Source organism: Gramella sp. KN1008 (genome assembly GCF_004332155.1).
Taxonomy (GTDB): domain Bacteria; phylum Bacteroidota; class Bacteroidia; order Flavobacteriales; family Flavobacteriaceae; genus Christiangramia.
In genome coordinates this window covers 424,052-442,045 of sequence record NZ_SJDV01000002.1, presented here as the reverse complement: position 1 = coordinate 442,045, position 17,994 = coordinate 424,052, and the positions used below count along the sequence as shown (strand labels likewise).

Annotated in this window: 18 protein-coding genes and 1 tRNA gene; 13 read left to right on the top strand and 6 right to left on the bottom strand. The window is 38.4% G+C overall.

Annotation, left to right across the window (positions count from 1 at the left end; all coding sequences use genetic code 11):
• Positions 1-260: 260 nt before the first annotated feature.
• A complete protein-coding gene (gene truA / locus EZJ28_RS05265; RefSeq protein WP_131395657.1) occupies positions 261-1,049 on the top strand; it encodes a tRNA pseudouridine(38-40) synthase TruA in 789 nt (262 codons plus the stop codon).
• On the opposite strand, the gene recQ is transcribed toward truA, so the two are convergent.
• The gene (gene recQ / locus EZJ28_RS05260) at positions 1,050-3,161 is read right to left on the bottom strand and encodes a DNA helicase RecQ (protein ID WP_131395655.1); all 2,112 of its coding nucleotides are present in this window, start codon (positions 3,159-3,161) and stop codon (positions 1,050-1,052) included.
• A gap of 142 nt (positions 3,162-3,303) precedes the next feature.
• On the opposite strand from recQ, the gene corA reads away from it, so the two are divergent.
• The 3 genes from corA (at position 3,304) to EZJ28_RS05245 (ending at position 5,977) form a co-directional block, all read left to right on the top strand.
• The gene (gene corA / locus EZJ28_RS05255; protein WP_131395653.1) at positions 3,304-4,386 is read left to right on the top strand and encodes a magnesium/cobalt transporter CorA; all 1,083 of its coding nucleotides are present in this window, start codon (positions 3,304-3,306) and stop codon (positions 4,384-4,386) included.
• Positions 4,387-4,404: 18 nt separating this feature from the next.
• Positions 4,405-5,547 carry a lactonase family protein gene (locus tag EZJ28_RS05250; RefSeq protein WP_131395651.1) on the top strand — a complete coding sequence of 381 codons (1,143 nt, stop codon included), beginning with the start codon at positions 4,405-4,407 and terminating at the stop codon, positions 5,545-5,547.
• 106 nt (positions 5,548-5,653) lie between these two features.
• Entirely contained in the window at positions 5,654-5,977 is a 324-nt protein-coding gene (locus tag EZJ28_RS05245; protein ID WP_131395649.1) for a hypothetical protein, read from the top strand.
• A gap of 34 nt (positions 5,978-6,011) precedes the next feature.
• Here the strand turns inward: EZJ28_RS05245 and EZJ28_RS05240 are convergent, their stop codons facing one another.
• The 3 genes from EZJ28_RS05240 to EZJ28_RS05230 are packed head-to-tail and all read right to left on the bottom strand — an operon-like array spanning position 6,012 to position 9,828.
• Positions 6,012-6,923 carry a succinylglutamate desuccinylase/aspartoacylase family protein gene (locus EZJ28_RS05240; protein WP_131395647.1) on the bottom strand — a complete coding sequence of 304 codons (912 nt, stop codon included), beginning with the start codon at positions 6,921-6,923 and terminating at the stop codon, positions 6,012-6,014.
• Between the two features lie 11 nt (positions 6,924-6,934).
• The gene (locus tag EZJ28_RS05235; RefSeq protein ID WP_131395645.1) at positions 6,935-7,981 is read right to left on the bottom strand and encodes a glutathione synthetase; all 1,047 of its coding nucleotides are present in this window, start codon (positions 7,979-7,981) and stop codon (positions 6,935-6,937) included.
• A complete protein-coding gene (locus EZJ28_RS05230) occupies positions 7,978-9,828 on the bottom strand; it encodes a flavohemoglobin expression-modulating QEGLA motif protein (RefSeq protein ID WP_131395643.1) in 1,851 nt (616 codons plus the stop codon). Before EZJ28_RS05230 ends, EZJ28_RS05235 begins: the two co-directional genes overlap by 4 nt.
• A gap of 548 nt (positions 9,829-10,376) precedes the next feature.
• Between EZJ28_RS05230 and EZJ28_RS05225 the strand changes: the two genes are divergently transcribed.
• The 4 genes from EZJ28_RS05225 to EZJ28_RS05210 all read left to right on the top strand — a co-directional run bounded on the left by EZJ28_RS05225 (position 10,377) and on the right by EZJ28_RS05210 (position 13,226).
• Positions 10,377-10,886, top strand: a complete 510-nt coding sequence (locus EZJ28_RS05225; protein WP_131395641.1) for a hypothetical protein — start codon at positions 10,377-10,379, stop codon at positions 10,884-10,886.
• Positions 10,887-10,888: 2 nt separating this feature from the next.
• Positions 10,889-11,371, top strand: coding sequence for a hypothetical protein (locus EZJ28_RS05220; RefSeq protein ID WP_131395639.1), 483 nt, complete (start codon positions 10,889-10,891; stop codon positions 11,369-11,371).
• A gap of 80 nt (positions 11,372-11,451) precedes the next feature.
• The gene (locus EZJ28_RS05215; protein WP_165499032.1) at positions 11,452-12,477 is read left to right on the top strand and encodes a redoxin domain-containing protein; all 1,026 of its coding nucleotides are present in this window, start codon (positions 11,452-11,454) and stop codon (positions 12,475-12,477) included.
• A gap of 35 nt (positions 12,478-12,512) precedes the next feature.
• Positions 12,513-13,226 carry a hypothetical protein gene (locus EZJ28_RS05210; RefSeq protein WP_131395635.1) on the top strand — a complete coding sequence of 238 codons (714 nt, stop codon included), beginning with the start codon at positions 12,513-12,515 and terminating at the stop codon, positions 13,224-13,226.
• Between the two features lie 68 nt (positions 13,227-13,294).
• On the opposite strand, the gene EZJ28_RS05205 is transcribed toward EZJ28_RS05210, so the two are convergent.
• Together EZJ28_RS05205 and EZJ28_RS05200 are read right to left on the bottom strand one after the other, a co-directional pair.
• A tRNA-Arg gene (locus EZJ28_RS05205) sits at positions 13,295-13,368 on the bottom strand.
• A 136-nt stretch (positions 13,369-13,504) separates the two neighbouring features.
• The gene (locus tag EZJ28_RS05200) at positions 13,505-13,759 is read right to left on the bottom strand and encodes a hypothetical protein (protein ID WP_131395633.1); all 255 of its coding nucleotides are present in this window, start codon (positions 13,757-13,759) and stop codon (positions 13,505-13,507) included.
• Positions 13,760-13,951: 192 nt separating this feature from the next.
• Between EZJ28_RS05200 and EZJ28_RS16185 the strand changes: the two genes are divergently transcribed.
• The 5 genes from EZJ28_RS16185 to EZJ28_RS05180 are packed head-to-tail and all read left to right on the top strand — an operon-like array spanning position 13,952 to position 17,991.
• Complete coding sequence (locus tag EZJ28_RS16185) at positions 13,952-14,083, top strand: hypothetical protein (protein WP_278248304.1); 132 nt, start codon at positions 13,952-13,954, stop codon at positions 14,081-14,083.
• Positions 14,080-14,796, top strand: a complete 717-nt coding sequence (locus EZJ28_RS05195) for a glycosyltransferase family 2 protein (protein ID WP_131395630.1) — start codon at positions 14,080-14,082, stop codon at positions 14,794-14,796. The genes EZJ28_RS16185 and EZJ28_RS05195 overlap by 4 nt, the downstream gene beginning before the upstream one ends.
• Entirely contained in the window at positions 14,789-15,415 is a 627-nt protein-coding gene (locus EZJ28_RS05190) for a lipid-A-disaccharide synthase N-terminal domain-containing protein (protein WP_131395628.1), read from the top strand. Before EZJ28_RS05195 ends, EZJ28_RS05190 begins: the two co-directional genes overlap by 8 nt.
• A complete protein-coding gene (locus tag EZJ28_RS05185; protein WP_131395626.1) occupies positions 15,399-17,027 on the top strand; it encodes a glycosyltransferase family 39 protein in 1,629 nt (542 codons plus the stop codon). The genes EZJ28_RS05190 and EZJ28_RS05185 overlap by 17 nt, the downstream gene beginning before the upstream one ends.
• Positions 17,020-17,991, top strand: coding sequence for a type I phosphomannose isomerase catalytic subunit (locus tag EZJ28_RS05180; RefSeq protein ID WP_131395624.1), 972 nt, complete (start codon positions 17,020-17,022; stop codon positions 17,989-17,991). Before EZJ28_RS05185 ends, EZJ28_RS05180 begins: the two co-directional genes overlap by 8 nt.
• Positions 17,992-17,994: the final 3 nt, after the last annotated feature.

Sequence of the window (17,994 nt, the reverse complement as noted above, 5' to 3'; positions counted from 1 at the left end):
AAAAAGCCCCTTTCGGGGCTTTGATGTTTTTGATTGATGATAGAGGTCTATCGTTTAATTAGTTTATTTTAAAGTTCTTACGGGTTAAAGATAGGATAGGGCAATAGGTGAAAATGGTGAATTGAAGCGTCTGTAAATTTAAGAAATTTTAACCTATTTTAACGGGGTTTTAGTCTTAAAATTAGGAATAAGCTGTCTCAAGGAATGTTTGATGATAAGAGACTATTAAGAATGAATATATTTGCCTGAAACTATCGATCTTGTTCAGAAAACGATTCTACTATTTTATCAAAATCCAGTACTTAGGTTACCGGCTTCATGGCTGGCAGAAACAACCTGATGTGAAAACAGTTGAAGGCTTAATAACCAAGACCCTGGGTTGGGTCATGCCTGAAGCTAAATGTAAGATCCTTGGCACCAGTCGCACCGATGCCATGGTTTCGGCTGAGGAGTCGGCATTTGAGTTATTTCTTGATCATGAACCATTAGAAGACCTTGATGAATTCCTTTCTCTTTTTAATAAGAATCTTCCGCAGGATATCCGGGCTTTAAGTATTGAAGAAGTAGATAAGAACTTCAACATCATTCAGCATTCCAAGACCAAAGAGTACGCATATTTGTTCAGTATTGGTGAAAAATTTCATCCCTTTTGTGCTCCTTTTATGGCCAATTTCCAGGAAGACCTTGATATTCAAAAGATGCAGCAGGCCGCAAAGCTATTCCAGGGCACCCACAATTTTAGAAATTATTGTGTTCGTGTTTCCGAGAAAAGCACGTTTGAAAGAGAGATGCTTAGATCTGAAATCGTAGAAAATCATATGTATACTGCTAATTTCTTTCCAGAGAGATCGTATATTTTTCATATTCATGCCGCCGGATTCCTTAGGCACCAGGTAAGACTAATGATGGGTGCGCTAGTTCTGGTAGGAAGGGGAGAACTAACTCTGGACGATATCAAGGAAAGTCTGTTGCCTGATAGTACACACCTTCAAATGGATTTTATCGCGCCGGCTTCCGGACTTATTCTGAACAAGATTGAATTTGATTAGCTATAGCGCTTCTTCTTTTTCAAGGATCTTTAATGATATCTTGATGGTTTCATATGGAATAGCTTCTTCAAAATGTTCAAAATAGGCTTTTAAAGAATTAGGATTGTCAAGCTTCGCTTTAGCTTCTTTTATTGAACTCAGTTCAGGTTCGGGTACGAACTGCCGCAAATTAACTTCTTCACCTTCATCGTAAAGTTTGATCAAATGGGTGAAAATCGTATTCCTGGCAATGCCACGTTCTTCTGCCATCTCTTCTACGCTTAGCCCCTCTTCATATAAGGCCAGGGTTTCCTTTAAAGTGTTTCCCTTTTTTGTCTTTTTCCTGGTTTTCTTTTTTCTCTTTTCTTTGCTGAAAGCGATGATCTCCTTGATGAATCTGTACCCGTAATCTTCCATCTTCTTCCTACCCACACCATTAATCAGCATAAATTCGGAATCTGACATTGGGCGCTGTATTTCCATGTCCTTAAGCGCAGCATCATTAAAAATGAGATAGGCAGGAATATCCTCTTCCCGGGCGATCTCAAGTCGAAGCTGCCTGAGTCTTTCAAAAAGTGAATCTGAAGCAGAAGTGGTCCTTTCAGCCTGAATCTTTGCTTTATTTTCTGTTACTTCTGCGAGTAAGACTTTTTCATTTTCGAATAATACTCTCTTAGCCTGTTCAGTAAGCTGTAAATGATTATTCCGGTCAAAAGCAATTTCGATATACCCAAGATTAATAAGCTGAATAAGGTACTGCTGCCAGTTATGCCACGAAATTTCCTTTCCAATTCCATAGGTGGAAAGCTGCTCATAGTTATTTCTTCTAACCACTTCATTCTGGGCTCCTCGCAAGACATCTATAACGGCTGAAATAGGTTCGGAAGCCTTTAATCGAAAGATGCAGGAAAGTGCTTTTTGAGCTATAACAGTACCATCAAAAAATTCAGGAGGATTTCTGCAAATATCGCAGTTACCGCAATTCTCCTCCATAAACTCGCCAAAATAGCTGAGCAGTATTTTTCTTCGGCAACTAAGAGCTTCGGCATACTGCTTCATCCTGTCCAGTTTGGCCAGCTGAACGTCTTCATTTTTAGCGTTAGACGCGAATTTCTGAAGCTGGATCACATCAGAATAACTATGAAAAAGAAGGGTGTCTGACGGCAGTCCATCGCGGCCGGCACGACCAATTTCCTGGTAATATCCCTCAAGATTCTTTGGCATATTATAATGGATCACCCATCTAATATTTGATTTATCGATACCCATTCCAAAGGCTATGGTGGCACAGATGATCTGCTTTTCATCATTGATGAAGTCTTCCTGGATCTTTGAACGCTCAAGGTGATCTAAACCGGCGTGATAGGCTTCGGCCTTAAAACCTTTCGCCTTAAGCTTGGAAGCAAGTTCTTCGGTAGTCTTCCTGCTAAGACAGTAAATGATACCGCTTTCGGTACTGCGATTCTTAATGAAATCCAGGATCTTCTCAAAGCGTTTGATGCCGGGCTTTACTTCTAAACTTAAGTTCTTACGATCAAACGAGGCAATGTGCTTTTCAGCCCGGGGAATATTAAGTTGCCTGCAAATATCATTTCGGGTGGCTTTATCTGCAGTAGCCGTTAAGGCGAGTATTGGGGTAGAAGGGAATCGTTTTTTAAGGTAGCCAAGCTGAGTGTAAGCCGGCCTGAAGTCATGACCCCAGCTGGAAATACAATGGGCTTCGTCAATGGCTATAAGGCTTACTTTCCCGTCATTCAGAAAACGATCAATAAATTGAAGGCTTTCCGGCGCCACGTATAATAATTTGATCTCGTTTTTATCTATTTTCTGAAAGATTGCTTCTTTATCGGCTTCGTCCTGACTGCTATTTAGAAAAGCGGCAGGCACACCATTAGCCTTAAGACCATCTACCTGGTCTTTCATAAGGGCGATAAGAGGAGATATCACCAGGGTGATTTCCGGAAGCAGAATTGCAGGAAGCTGGTAACAGATGGACTTTCCACCACCTGTAGGCATGATCACTAAATTGTCTTTAGCTTCAAAGACCGAATTGATTATCTTCTTCTGTAAAGGCCTAAAACTCTCGTAACCAAAATATTCCTTCAGGGTATCTAACAGCACTGCTTCTTTCATGACGGCAAAGGTAAAATTAAGCCCAGATTTTCGGGAAAAACTTAGCGCTATTTCTCATTTTTATTCAGCCGACCGCGATTTATTTCCTAAAAAGTATCGTTAAGGTATTATTATTACATTTATAGAAAATATTATTCTACTTATGGCCCTCAAACCAAAATCACTGTTATTAAGGCGTCCTAAAAATACAAAGACGGTAAACCAGATCCCTGGTACCATGACTTATGTAGGAAGGAAAGAATCTGTCACTACTAAGCTTGATGTGATAGATTACAACCTTGAAAATTATGAAAGGTTCACATCGACTTCTACCGAGGATGCTTTCAAATTTGTGGATGAAGACAGGATCACCTGGTTCAATATTGATGGTTTAAGTAATGTAGCTGAAATACAGAAACTGGGAGAGCATTATGAATTGCACCCCCTGGTGTTGGAAGATATTGTAAATACTGGGCAAAGGCCAAAGATTGAAGAATATCAGGATTATCTTTTTATAGTTGCCAAAATGCTCTACTACAGGGATGGCCATATTGAGAATGAGCATATAAGCATGATTGTTGGAAGAAACTATCTACTCACTTTCCAGGAATCTGACGGGGATGTTTTTGATCCTGTGAGAGAGAGGCTGGAGACTGCCAAGGGAAGGATCCGGGGGCGCTCTGCAGATTACCTGATGTTCGCACTTTTGGATTCCATTATAGATAATTACTTTCTGGTAATAGACGATATTAGTGACCGTATAGAAACTTTGGAATCAACTCTTTTTACAGCAGAGCCGCAGGAAAATATCACCCAGGAGATACAGGAGTTAAAAAGTACAATTTTAAGGATCAGACGTTCGGTTTTTCCTTTACGCGAAGTAGTGGGGAGACTGGAAAAAATGGAAAATGGGCTTATAAAGGATAGTACCATCAATTATATAAGAGATTTGCATGATCACATAGTGCAGATATCAGAAAACATCGAGATCTACCGTGAAATGATCTGGGGACTAATGGATCTTTACATGACTACCATTAGTAATAAGATGAACGAAGTAATGAAGGTACTTACCATAATGGCCAGTATTTTTATCCCGCTAACCTTTATTGCCGGTATATATGGGATGAACTTCGAATATATTCCTGAACTGGAATGGAGATACAGCTACTTTGTACTGTGGGGAGTGATGATCATTATTTTCCTTTTGATGTTATATTATTTCAAAAGAAAGAAGTGGCTCTAATTTTAAAAAAGCATTAATATGAAAATTTCAGGTATTCTACTCATTTTAACAGCGCTTATGGTCCAGCCTAATTACGGGCAAATGGAGAAAAGACCACTCGCTGATTCAATTAACCGCATGTATGTTGGTACTTATACCAAAAAAGAGGGGCATGTGGATGGAAAAGCACGTGGAATCTATCTTCTCAACCAGCATTCGGCCACCGGTGATCTTGAGTTCGTTTGTACGGCTACTGAGGTTACAAACCCTTCTTTTATTAAGGTCGGAAAGATGGGGAAGTACCTGTATGCCGTAAGTGAACTGGGGCCTAATGATGCTGAAAGCGGGTTTGTTTATTCTTACGAGATACAGGAAGATGGTTCCTTAAAGAATATCGGAAAATTATCCACTGGTGGTTTAGCGCCCTGCCACATCGCCCTGGACAAATCGGGCAAGTTTGTGTTCGTGAGTAATTATTTAGGCGGAATAGTTATGGTCTATAAAATAGACAGCGACGGAAAGCTTGTTAAAAATCAGGAGCTTAAACTGGAATCTTCAGAAAGCGCTAATGCTCATTCGGTAAAAGTTAGTGGGGATAACCGTTATGCTTATGTCGCCGATCTGGGGAATGATAAGATATGGATCTATCATTTTGACAGGGGAGAAGGTAAGCTTACTCCTCATGACCAGAAATTTGTTACCCTGAAAAAGGGAGCTGGCCCAAGGCATATGAGTTTCGCTAAAAATGGCAGTTTTGCGTATTCTATTAATGAACTTAACAGTAGCGTTAGTGTATTCTCAGTGAAAATAGATGGCGGACTGGAATTAATTCAGAATATTTCCTCCCTGCCTGAAAGCTATAAAAACAAGAACTATGCTGCCGATATACATTTACACCCGGATGGAAAATTTCTTTATGCATCCAATAGAGGTCATAATAGCATTGTTGTATTTGAAATAAATTCAGAAACCGGAAAACTTAAAACTGTTGATTTTGTACCCGTAGCCGGTAAGACCCCGCGCAACTTTGCGATCTCACCTTTTGGGAGGTATTTATATGCAGCAAGTCAGGATACCGGGAATATTACTATTTACACAATAAATCCTAATACAGGAAAACTGAAAATTCACCAGGAACTATTTGAGATCAAGACACCGGTTTGCCTGGAATTTGCAAAGTGATTCTGAAAAATAAAAGGCTTAAATGGTCTGGTAAATAGTTATTTAGGAGTGTAAAACCAATCCTTTTTTTATCTAAATTTATCGGTCAAATTTTCAAATTATTTCTATGAAAAAAGTATTTATTGCCGCTCTAATGGTAATACTATTAGCGGCCTTTGGATGCTCCTCACAATCTTTCGCAACCAAATCGATGCGTACTGCCGATGATGCTCCGGAATTTTTCACTACAAAACCGGGTATGGAGTTCAGCGAGACTGGATGTAGAAGTCCTTTGATGGATCCAAATGACGGATCAGAAATTATCATGGTAGAATCGGGTAGAGGTATAGGAGACTACCGGGTTAGGTCAGGCAAATATGGTATGAGAGATAATGAATTACTTCGTATAGACTGCCAGACAGGCAAGGTTCTGGGAATCGTAAAAAAATGAAAAAACCGGTGAGAAATCACCGGTTTTTTTCTATTTATACTTCCTTTACTACGAAGAAACCATCATTACCCTGTGATTGATATAATGGCATAAAGATATGCGCGTCCCATTCGCTTTTAACTTCATTCCCGTTTTGTTTCGCAAGGAGTTCTCCTTTTTTAATTTTCTGGAAGTTTTCATATCCGGGCTGCATCTCGAAGATATCGCTATCTTCAAGACCGTGTCTATAAACAATTTCAAAGGTTTTCTGGGGAGGTGCATTCTTTTTTGCAAATCTATCCACACATTCCGGATATCTTGATATCTGTGAAAGGTCAATATTACAGGCTTCCTTTAAGGCCAGCCAGATCACTCCTTCATGATTTTCTACCGATGTTTTATCGGTATGCTGGCCTGCCTCAAAGACAAAACCGGTCATCCCGATACGACTTAAATAATGGTCTATATCTCCTGTTATGATATCACTAAAACCCCGAATAATATATGTAGGGAACCGGTGTGCCCATTCATCATTATCGTTCACTTCCTGAACTGAAACATAAGGCAGACTGGCAGAGGAAGTGGTATGGCAATCGAGGAAATATCTCTTTGTGAAATCTTTTTGAGGATATTGCTCAAGGATACTTATGATCTCGAACATCTCCTTTTTCTCATGGCTATCTTTATTCCCACTTTCGATATTTTCCTCTGTCCAGGTTCGATTAAGATCTTCATCTATATACCGTTTATTCTGGTTAAGGGCCATTTTATTTCCAGCTACACCTACAATGGTCCCTTCAATTTCAGGCCTCGTTTTTTCAAGTTCCTTAAATACAATCTCCAAAGCCTGTATCCCGCTTGGTTCATTCCCATGAATGCCACCTGTAACAAAAAGTAAGGGTCCTTCTTTTCCTGTGGTATATTTTCCAATTATCCTTGGTATCTCTTCTTTCAATTCTTCATTCATATCCAGACCTATTAATCCATTGTAGCAAGGGTTCTGTTAGAGAGCTGACCCTTGTACTGCTTTTTATATTCAACTTTTCGTTCAATGGCTTCAATCACGTAATCGGTAAAAGGAGGAAGCCCTATGTCTTTGAATCTTTCCATCCCACCGGGACTAAGAACATTAATTTCTATAAGTTTGTCCTTTACAATATCGAGACCTACGAAAAAAAGTCCGTCACGTATCAATTTTGGAGCTGTAAGATCAACGATACGTTGCATTTCGGGAGTGAGATCACTGCTATCTGCGGTTGCGCCCAGCTTGAAGTTACTTCTAAATTCCCCTTCTCCAGCAACTCTCCTGATTATCGCTTTTTCACCATCTTTTTCCATTACTTTTCCGTTAAGCAACAGTACTCTAACGTCACCATCTTTCACTGCTGGAAGAAATTCCTGTGCGATCACATATCCCTGTGAGCTCAGGTGTTCAATGATCTGGTTTACGTTCTTCTCATGTTCATCTATAAGGTAGACATCCTGACCCCCAGAGCCCTCCAGAGGTTTTAATACCATTTTCTTGTTTTGTTTTTCCCAAAAATCCAGTAGCTGCTCCTTGTCCCTGGTTACTATGGAATCTGGTTTTATCTCCTGTGGCAGCTCTTCAAAATAAAGCTTATCTATAAAGGCGTGTGAGAGCGCATATGCATCATTAAGGACCAGTACATCCTGTTGCTGGATCATCCTACCAAAAGCTACTCCGGCCTGTTCTGCCCATTCCCTTCCTTTTTCTTCGGTAGGATTATTACGAATGAACAATACATCAAGGGCTGTGGAATCTATTTTTTTCTTCCTGGCCTTATTACTCTGAAGTGCTTCCAGGTATTTTGCAGGCGATTTGGTTTTTGTGTTTTTTGGTACCTGTGTGGCATTTATACTAATAGGAGCATCGTGATGGAAACTGAAGTCCCCAACCCCCATAGCATACACATCATGCCCTCGCTGATGGGCCATACACATTAAAGCTACCGAAGTACCACTGGTCTCGGTGGCTATATCATTTAAAACAAAACATATTTTCATTTACATACCATTTGTGGCAGACTTAAACCCTGCCTGATTAATTCTAATTTTTCACACATCTTTTCGCTGTGCAGATAACTTGGCTTGACTTTCACCGGGTTAAGAACCTTACGGTCTGTAAGTTCCTTTATAATCCCCGTATGATTTATTCCAAATTTTCCTGCCAGCAGGGGTTCGTAGTCTCCCCCTTCTTTTAAATATTCTTTTAATAGCACCAGCCCTTTCAAATAGATAATATCTTTCATAAATCCGCCGCCCTGCATAATACGGGAGGTAATATTGAAAGCTCTTTCCGGAGAGAATCCATATTCCATTTTCAGAAGCCTGAATATTTCCTGAAAATCCCCTCCATTCATAAGAGCTTCTCCTGCGATAACCCTTCCTGCGAGTATACGTAGACGGTTCGCTGTAAGTCCATCTACCATGAATTCTGACATCACCGCGAGACCTTCCTGAAGCGGATCATAATCGGCAAGACCTATGCTTAACTGACGCAAAGGTTGGCTGCTGCCGTTATAATAGGTGAGCACATGGGTGCCTACCTCATGCTGAATGAGTGCTTCAGCTTCAATTCTGTTCATCTTGTAATCTTCCGGGATATATAGTTCTCCCTGGGAAACCATCATAATGTTCACATCCTTACGTATATGAACCTTACATTTGAAATTTTCATCCTGCTCCCTGTAATAATCAAATTCCTTTCGGGCAAGACTGCTGAATTCCTTTGAATCGATTAGATGTTCATCCTCATTAACGTCTTCTTCATCAACATCTCTTAGAATAGCCCGGGCTTCTTCACACAAAACATTTTCCACCCCTTTATAAAGTCTGATACTGTCGTACAGAAAATTCTTTGTTCCCCGTTCGTTAAGCATGGTGATCTGCATATCCAGTTCTTCCCGTTTTTCACGGAAGAGATACGACATTGCCGGATCATCAATTTCTTCCATAGGCAGATTATATAAACGTCGTTTGAGTATATCAGGATCTATAGGCAGAAGACGGTAATGATAATCTATTACTTTTTCGTAATTGCTATTGAAGAATTCCTGTTTGATTTCATGAATATTAGAAGGCGACACCAGCCATAAAAACTGATAGGATTTTTCAATTTCGGCCAGCTTCTTATCTATGTCAAATACCTTCTGCTTAAGATATTTCCGTCCAAGAGCGTTGTAACTTGCAACCCCTCCAGAAGTTTGTACCCTAATGAATTCAAAGAACGAGCGATGAATCGCTTTTATAAGAAAATCCTTAAATCTCCTGAAAAAGACTGGATATAATTCATTGTTCTCATTCCGGTAAACCGGTGGAATTTCAAGGCCTAGTATTACAGCCCCACAATTTTTGGCATCTTCAACTTCCATTAAGGCTTCAGTGTTTTCAGCCTGTCTGTGAGGAGTATCTAAGATTTCTGTATCCAAATAAAGTCCGGTGAATTCAGAATTTACCTTCAGGAAATCCTCCTTTAATCTATCAAGGGTTGAAGGAAGTCTTTTTGCCGGACCCTTAATCCTTATTTTTGAAGAACCAGGCTCACCTGCATATATTTCACAAAGGAGAAAGGCCTCCAGATCAGCGGAGATCTTATCAGAAATTTTATATAATAGTTTTTGGTAGCCGGGAAAATCCTGGTTGCCAATAATAAGATAAGAAGCCTCATTGGTAACAAACCTCCGGGTGCCTCTGTCATTTTTTCTCTGCCGGTATATCACCAGATAAGGTAGTTCCTTTTCTATATGCAGAATACCGTTACCGGGCAAACTACAGCTTATCTCTTTTTCTTTTTCAAGAATTGTTAAAATTTGTTCAATGGAATTTTCAGATAAATCAGGTATTTCCTGCATTTCTTTGAAAACTTAGTTAAACAATGCTTTAACAGCATTATTTATAGGGATTTACAGATCGTTTTTTACTAGTATTTATACCTAATTTAGAAAGATTAATAGGGATTAACCGCCAAAACTGTACTTTTGACAATACTTTAAGATTGAGCCATAAATTATTGTGAAAAGATTATGCTTACGAGGAATTAAACACAAGTGATATGGAAGATATATACCAGAAAATGAAACTGGATATTTCCCGGAAGTGGAAGATCTATCAAAATGAATTCTCTGGATTTGTTATGTTCAAAAGACAGAAAGGAAATCGCTAAAAAGATCAATCAGATAATAAAGGATTTTGATGAAGGTGCGTATGAGCTTTCCTAAGGTTTGGAATTTGAGGAAAGAGAAGAACATAACCAATTAGACTACTTTTCAGCCCTTTCTTCAGAGTAAGTAGATAAGAATATATCAAAAAAATAAAGAGTGAGAATGCAGTCTATCAGTTGCTTAACTTTCAATTTGAAAAAGATTTTTATTTTAGTAAAATTAATCAACCGAAAATTCTAATGAAGATAAATCATCTTCTTTATTTCCTTTTATTTATTGTTTTAATTCCATTTTCCGGGTTTGGGCAGAAGTGGGAGTCGGCCATAGATCATATTAACAAGAACAGAGCTAAAATGTCCAATATCAACTACCGGTATGGAGTAGATGAGGAGTGGCAGTATGTAGATTCCATTTTAGTAATAAATAACTCGAATTTCGAGAAGGCAGCTTTTGAGATCTATCAAACCGCTACTGAACCAGATGTGGAGGTTTACTATGTTATCGCTATGGATTTCCCACTAACTGAACTTATGGATGTTTCAGCAAACGGACAACAAATACAATTGAGTTTTTCCCGGAACTGCCAGAATAATAACAATAAGGAAATTAAGTTTCTTGAATTTTATATCCCTTCAGAAAGAGAGAAATATGTGACTCATGCCGCTTTAAAGCATTTAAAAGCTACCACGGCTTTGTATCATAAGAAAAAGCATGATGCAGAGGTCTGTACATTAGGAATAGAGGAATAAGCATGAAATTGTCTAAGAAGGAAAGAAGATTCTGGAAAACGAAATTCAGCTTTAAAGATATTGAGAGCATCCCTACAGAAATGATTCATCTTAATTTAAGAGACGAATCTTTTACTAATGAAGAATTGTGTTTTATCACTTCACGGATCAGGAAAATTGAAAGACTGGATCTTGATAATAATCTAATTGATGATGAAGGAATAACCTGCCTTAAAAACCTTGAATATATCAGGGAGTTAAGACTTAAATCAATGAATATTACCGATGCTTCGATTGAGAGTCTTTGCAAAATGCAAGGTCTCGAGCTTTTGCATTTAGGCAGTACTGAGGTGACCTGTAAAGGAGTGAGTAAATTATCTACTCTTAAAAATTTAAAGACCTTGATCGTAAGTCCGCCAGAAATAGAGGAGTCAAGTTTAAACTACTTCCTTGAAGAAGTACCCGGATGTGAATTAATAATCAACTATAAGCCATATAGGAACTAAAATACAGACTAATCTTTACTAACTAATTTTTTTACAAAATGAATTCTTTCAATGCCTTCTTTAAATGCTTAGCTTTTTTAATGTTTTTAATTTTTTTCAGTCCGAATATAAATTCCCAGGAGTCTATTTTTGATGTGAAAGTGCAAACCCTGGGCGGGATAGAAGTGAAAGTAAGTGATATCATCAAAACTAGTGAGGAGCCGGTAATTTTATTTACCTATTTCAATAACTGTGAAGTGTGTATTGGTTCATTGGATAGAATTCACAAAGAATTAAAAAATGACGGAACTTATGGTTCAGACAAGACAGACTTCAGAATTATGGCTGTTAATGTCTCTGAACCCAGTAATGGAGTTCTGGGGATTAAGGAGTTTGCTCTGAAGAAACAATGGACTTTTGATATTTATATGGATCCCGATGAGAACATCCGAAAATTTTTAAAAAAGGATGAGATAAGAGCACCCTACGGCTATGTCTTTTTAGGCGATAAGGTTATACATTATAAACTGGGGTGGGTAGACCAAGACCCGGTTAAGACCGCCAAGAATCTTATTAATGCCGCAAGAAGTATTGGAAGTCCAATGGTCTATTATGATGCCGACTGGAACTATACAGATGCACAGGATTATGTTTATTTCCGTACGGTAGATCATTTGGATGATCTTTATATAGTTCAGGACAGATGGAAGTCTGGAAAACTACAAATGAGAGGTCAGTATAAAGATAAAGAGCTTACGCTACGGGAAGGTCACTTTATTTGGTTTAGTATTTATGGCAGGCCCACGATAGAAAGAGATTTTAAGGATAATATTCTGGAAAGGGAAAAATTATATTATCCAAATGGCCAGCTTTTAAGTGATATAGAGTATAAGGATGGTAAAGTTTATAATATTCATGCAAGTTTTAGCCCAGAGGGTGAACCATTTGACAAAGGCACTATAAAAGACGGTACGGGCTCTGTTATTTTATATAATGACTGGGGAAATAAAGTTCGTAAGTACTATTTGAACAATGGTCTTTATCAAGGAGAATGGATTGAATATAAAAGTGACGGGAGCGTCTCAAAGAAATACAAATATCAAGACTCAAAATGGGTTGAGATTTAAAAACCTAAAATCCTAACAGGACATTTGTAATTTGTATGGTTAAATTATTAAGTAGAAAGGAGTGTCTTGAAACTAACCTGATTCTGGCAGCTGTTATTCAGAAAACTCAGGCATCTGTTTATGCTCCTGATAAGAATGGTCTTTTATTTATTCCGGGAGAGAATTATATTGAAGAGGAGCAAAGGTGGGTGGATCTTTCTGAAAAGGAGTGTGAGGAGAGAAACAGGCCTGTTTTACAGAATTATGAAGAAGTACGGGACAAGATACCCGCTGCTCCGGAATTAGAGAACTTTAAGGCTCAGGCAATTCTTGGTACAGAGACTGAAAATTTTATTGAACAGGTTCAGCTTTTAAGCAAGGGCTTGAATTATTTTAATAAGGAACTGCAGTGGGAGGGAATGCTTTTTATTCCCGATTATCCTTACCCATGGTTAGAGAACCTGGATGCCTTTAGAGATAAAAAAATGATTTCATGGTTAAGAAGCAATGGTGTAGTGAATGATTTCGCAGGTGGGATCTATGCCGATGGTGAGGATCTGAAAGAGTGGATAAGTCTGTTAATTAGACTGAAGGTGGATAATGTAGATTTTCCGGAATGCTCATTCGCAGGAGCACATTCAGCTGCTATTGGTTTTATTTGTAAGCACGGAAATATTCATTTTGTGTTTTATGAGGATAATGAAAAGTCCAAATTCGATAAAACTCTGGATGAACTTGATCTAATTGATCTTCCATTTGGGGCTTGTTAGTGAATATTTTCCACCAATAATACAAATCAACTAAAAACAAAAAAGCCCCGCGATTACGAGGCTTTTTGTGATCTCGACAGGATTCGAACCTGTGACCGTCTGCTTAGAAGGCAGATGCTCTATCCAGCTGAGCTACGAGACCTTTTTGCGGTTGCAAATATAAGCCTCTTTATAAATAAAACAATGTTTTTTTATTTAAAAAATAAGGCAATTCCTAAAAAAGAAAAACTTCCCGAAGGAAGTTTTTGATTTTCAGTAAATAGTATTTTTTAGTTTATTCAGTTTTCTCTTAATAATTGCGTTTCCAGGCTATGACTCAGGACCACAAGTTGATGAAACAGACTTGGGGATTTCTCATTTTTCTCAAACACCGTGATAAAAAGATTATTGAAGCGTCTTATAAGCTCCAGGGTTTGTAACGATAGTTGAAAGAAATTTCCAGACTGGTGAATATCCTGGATCATTTCTTTTACAGAATCGATCTGTTTATATTCTTCCTCTGTATTTAAAATATAATCCTGTTGCTGTAGCATAACCAGTTGTTTTACAGTTAGCAAGCAGGTGATTCGTGTAGATTTGGCATTCCAAATATAGGAGGAAATGCCTATCCACAATTAGATTCGGTCAAAAAATCTTTTAATAGTAAAGATTCATCGGTGAAAGACAAAAAAGGATGGGTTCATAAATTTATCTTAATTTAGCCCAAAATTTTCGAGCTCAAATTTATGCCTGAATTTCTACTAAAAATCTCTCCGGTTTACGAAAATGGGGAGCATTCATGCTTTTCGATGAAAATTGCCATTAAAACCGGTGACAGTATCCATGATCTTGAATACGGAATTGCCGCTATAGCATGACAAACGATTTTACAATTATTGTTCCCGTCTATAACGAACAGGACTGCCTGCCACAACTTTTCGTTCAATTAAAAGAATATATTTCACGAGCTTCCAAAAGAACTAAGGTCCTTTTAGTGGACGATGGTTCTACCGATTCCAGTCCGGTAATGATAAAGGAATTCTGTTGCCAGAATGATGGATTTGGATATCTTCTTTTCGAAAGGAATTTTGGAAAAGGAGCTGCTTTAAAAGCCGCTTTTGACCATACCGATACGGCTTTTTTAGGATATCTCGACGCCGATTTGCAGACCTATCCGGAAGATTTCGAAAAATTACTTCCTTATTTGGGGGAATATGATCTGGTGACTGGATGGCGGAAGGAAAGAAAAGATACACTGGTAAAAAGAATATCTTCAAAAGTTGGTAACGGGGTAAGAAATTTGTTCACCAAAGATTATATGCATGATACCGGATGCCCGTTAAAAGTAATGAAGACCGAATATGCAGTGAATATCCCAATGTTTAAAGGCTTACAGCGATTTCTTCCTGCAATGGTGTTGCTTCAGCATGGTAAGATAAAAGAAGTGGTAATACCACACTATCCCAGGCTGGCGGGACAATCGAAATACAATTTCAGGAACCGGTTTATGGGACCACTTATAGACTGTTTTGCATACGTATGGATGAAAAAATCCTATATAAATTATAAAGTAGCCGAAAAGAATGAGTAACTGGTTGGTCTATGCTCTAGGATTTACAGCTCAGCTTTTATTTTCAGGGCGTATGATTCTTCAATGGTTACTTTCAGAAAAGAATAAAAGGATCATTACTCCGGTTATCTTCTGGCAGTTAAGTCTTTTTGCTTCGTTCTTATTATTCGTGTACGGTTATCTAAGGGATGATTTCGCCATTATGTTTGGCCAGGCGTTAACCTATTTTATTTATATAAGGAACCTACAACTCCAGGGAGAATGGTTAAGATTCCCCCGGGTTTTAAGACTGTTCTTATGGATTTTTCCTCTATTGATAGTCGTTTACGGATTTAATAACAATGAGTACAATGCCACGAGACTTTTCAGGAATGAAGATATTCCCTTCTGGCTCCTTCTTCTTGGTTCGGTGGCTCAGGTAATTTTTAATCTGAGGTTTCTATATCAATGGATTTATTCAGAAAGAAAGAAGGTATCCTCGCTACCCATAGGTTTCTGGCTTTTGAGCCTACTTGGTTCCGGACTTATTCTTATCTATGCAGTAATAAGGAAGGATCCTGTGTTGCTGGCAGGTCATGGATTTGGTCTTATAATGTATATTCGAAATATTTATATCCATAAAAATGAAATTAAGGGATAATTATCTTCTTTTATTAATCCTGGTATGTATAGCGATCTTCTTCGTAAACCTAGATGCTATTTATGTGAATATAATGGAGGCGCGTAATTTTGCCACGGCAAGGGAAATGATCAGTCTGGACCACTGGATCTTCACCACCTTGAACGATGAGCCACGATATGAGAAACCTCCGTTACCAACCTGGTTTACTGCAATTTCCATGATGCTTTTCGGGATGAAAAATCTCTTTGCTCTAAGGTTGCCGGCAGCTATAATGGGCTCTCTTGCGGTGATCTTTATTTATAAACTTGGGCTTAAGTTCACTGGACATAGAAAGTTTGCCTTTATCTCGGGTCTTATTGCTTCCACTTCTTTTTATATTCTTTATTCCGGAAGGGACGGCCAATGGGATATACATACACACGCCTGGATGGTTATGGCTATTTACGGGCTTTACAAGGTTTTTACCGAACAATCGGATAAATACCTTAATTCTGTTCTTGCCGGGATTCTGATTGGCTGCTCTTTCTTGAGTAAGGGCCCCGTTTCTATGTATGCGCTTTTACTTCCTTTCCTCATCGCATACGGAGCGGTTTATAAGTACAGGAATTTTAAAAGCTTATGGAAACCTTTATTACTTACCATAGGATTTGCATTTCTTGTAGCTGCCCCGTGGAGCTTATATGTTTACCTGGAAGATACTCATGCCGTTTCAAGAATCACCGATAAGGAAACCGGCAGATGGCTGGATTATAATGTAAGACCATTCTATTACTACTGGAGTTTTGTGATACAGAGCGGTATCTGGACAATTCCGGCCTTCGTAGGCTTACTGTATCCTTACCTTAAGAACCGTGTTTTTAACAAACCGGGATATAAGTTCACGCTCATTTGGACGCTGGGTTCTGTTTTACTGCTTTCCATAATCCCGGAGAAAAAATCAAGATATCTTTTACCTGTCCTTATCCCTATGGCTTTGAACACTGCCTTTTATATTGAATACCTCTTTAGAAGGTTTGATATGTTACCGGGAAAGGAAAAATGGGTAGTATATTTCAATTTCATTCTTATTGCCATTATTGGTCTAATATTTCCCATAGGAGGATATATATATTTCCAGGATGAACTACCGGATATCTGGCCATGGCTCCTGGTCACTTCTTTAGTTTTGTTTGGGATTGGGATCCTTATTTTATTTTACCTGAGAGCCAATCGATTTAAACCAGTCTTTTACCTTACAGTGTGGTTTATTATTAGTATAATATTCTTTGGGCTTCCCATGGCCAGGAAAATAGAAGTGAATCCTGATTATACCAGTATAAGAAAAGTAGACATTTATATTGAAAAGGATCCCATGCCTCTATATGAGTTTCATGGATTTACTCCCGAAATCATCTGGGAATATGGAAAACCTATAAAAGTTCTCTGGGATGGAAAGAACTTCGCGATACCGGAATCCGCAAAATTTCTTCTTCTGGCTACCGAAGGGCAAAAAACTGAAATGGAGGAAGTATTTTCTAAATTTGAGATAAGGAAAATCGATGAGATAGATATGAATCCGGTGGGGAATACCCATAAAGAAAGATTATATAGAGACCTATATTTGATAAGTAAAAATGTGAATAATGATTGAGTATCCTATAAAATTCAGACCTATTTTGCAGGATAAGATATGGGGCGGAAGTAAGCTCAGGGATATCCTTCAAAAAGACACCAACCGGGAACATGTAGGGGAGAGTTGGGAAATATCCGGAGTAGAAGGCTTTATATCGGTTGTGGAAAATGGAGAGGCTAAGGGTAAAAATCTTAGAGAGCTAATAGAAGAGCACAAAGAAAGTCTGGTAGGACAAAAGATCTATAAAGAATTTGGAAATAATTTTCCATTACTCATCAAGTTCATAGATGCTAAGACCAATCTTTCGGTACAATTACATCCTAATGATGAACTGGCCAGGCAGAGGCATAATTCTTCCGGTAAGACCGAAATGTGGTATATTATACAAGCAGATAAAGGCTCTAAACTGAATATAGGTTTTAACAAGGCCCTGGATAAAAGAGAGTATCTTGAGTACCTTGAAGAGGGAAAGATCACCGATCTGCTGAACTTCGAAGAAGTGAAAAAAGGAGATTCTCTGTTCATAAAAACAGGTACGGTGCATGCGATTGGAGGTGGTATCCTGCTTGCGGAAATTCAGCAGACATCTGACATTACTTACAGAATATACGATTGGAACAGGCTGGACAGTGAAGGCAATTCAAGAGATCTGCATACCGCACTTGCCCTTGATGCAATAGATTTTGAGAAAAAGGATGATTACTGGCTTGAGTATGAAAAAAGAGAAAACCGGTCTTCTGAAATAACTTCCTGTGAATATTTTACAACCAATTTCCTGTCGATAAAAGACGAGGTTAAAAAAGACTATTCTTCTCTGGACTCTTTTGTAGTCTACATGTGTATTAATGGAAAGGCTGTGATAAACCTTAACGGGAATTCTGAATCTCTAAAAAAAGGTCAGACTCTGCTGCTACCTGCTTTGGCTAACAAAGTCGAAATTAATGCAAATGGCGCAGAGCTTTTGGAGATCTATATAGAATAAACC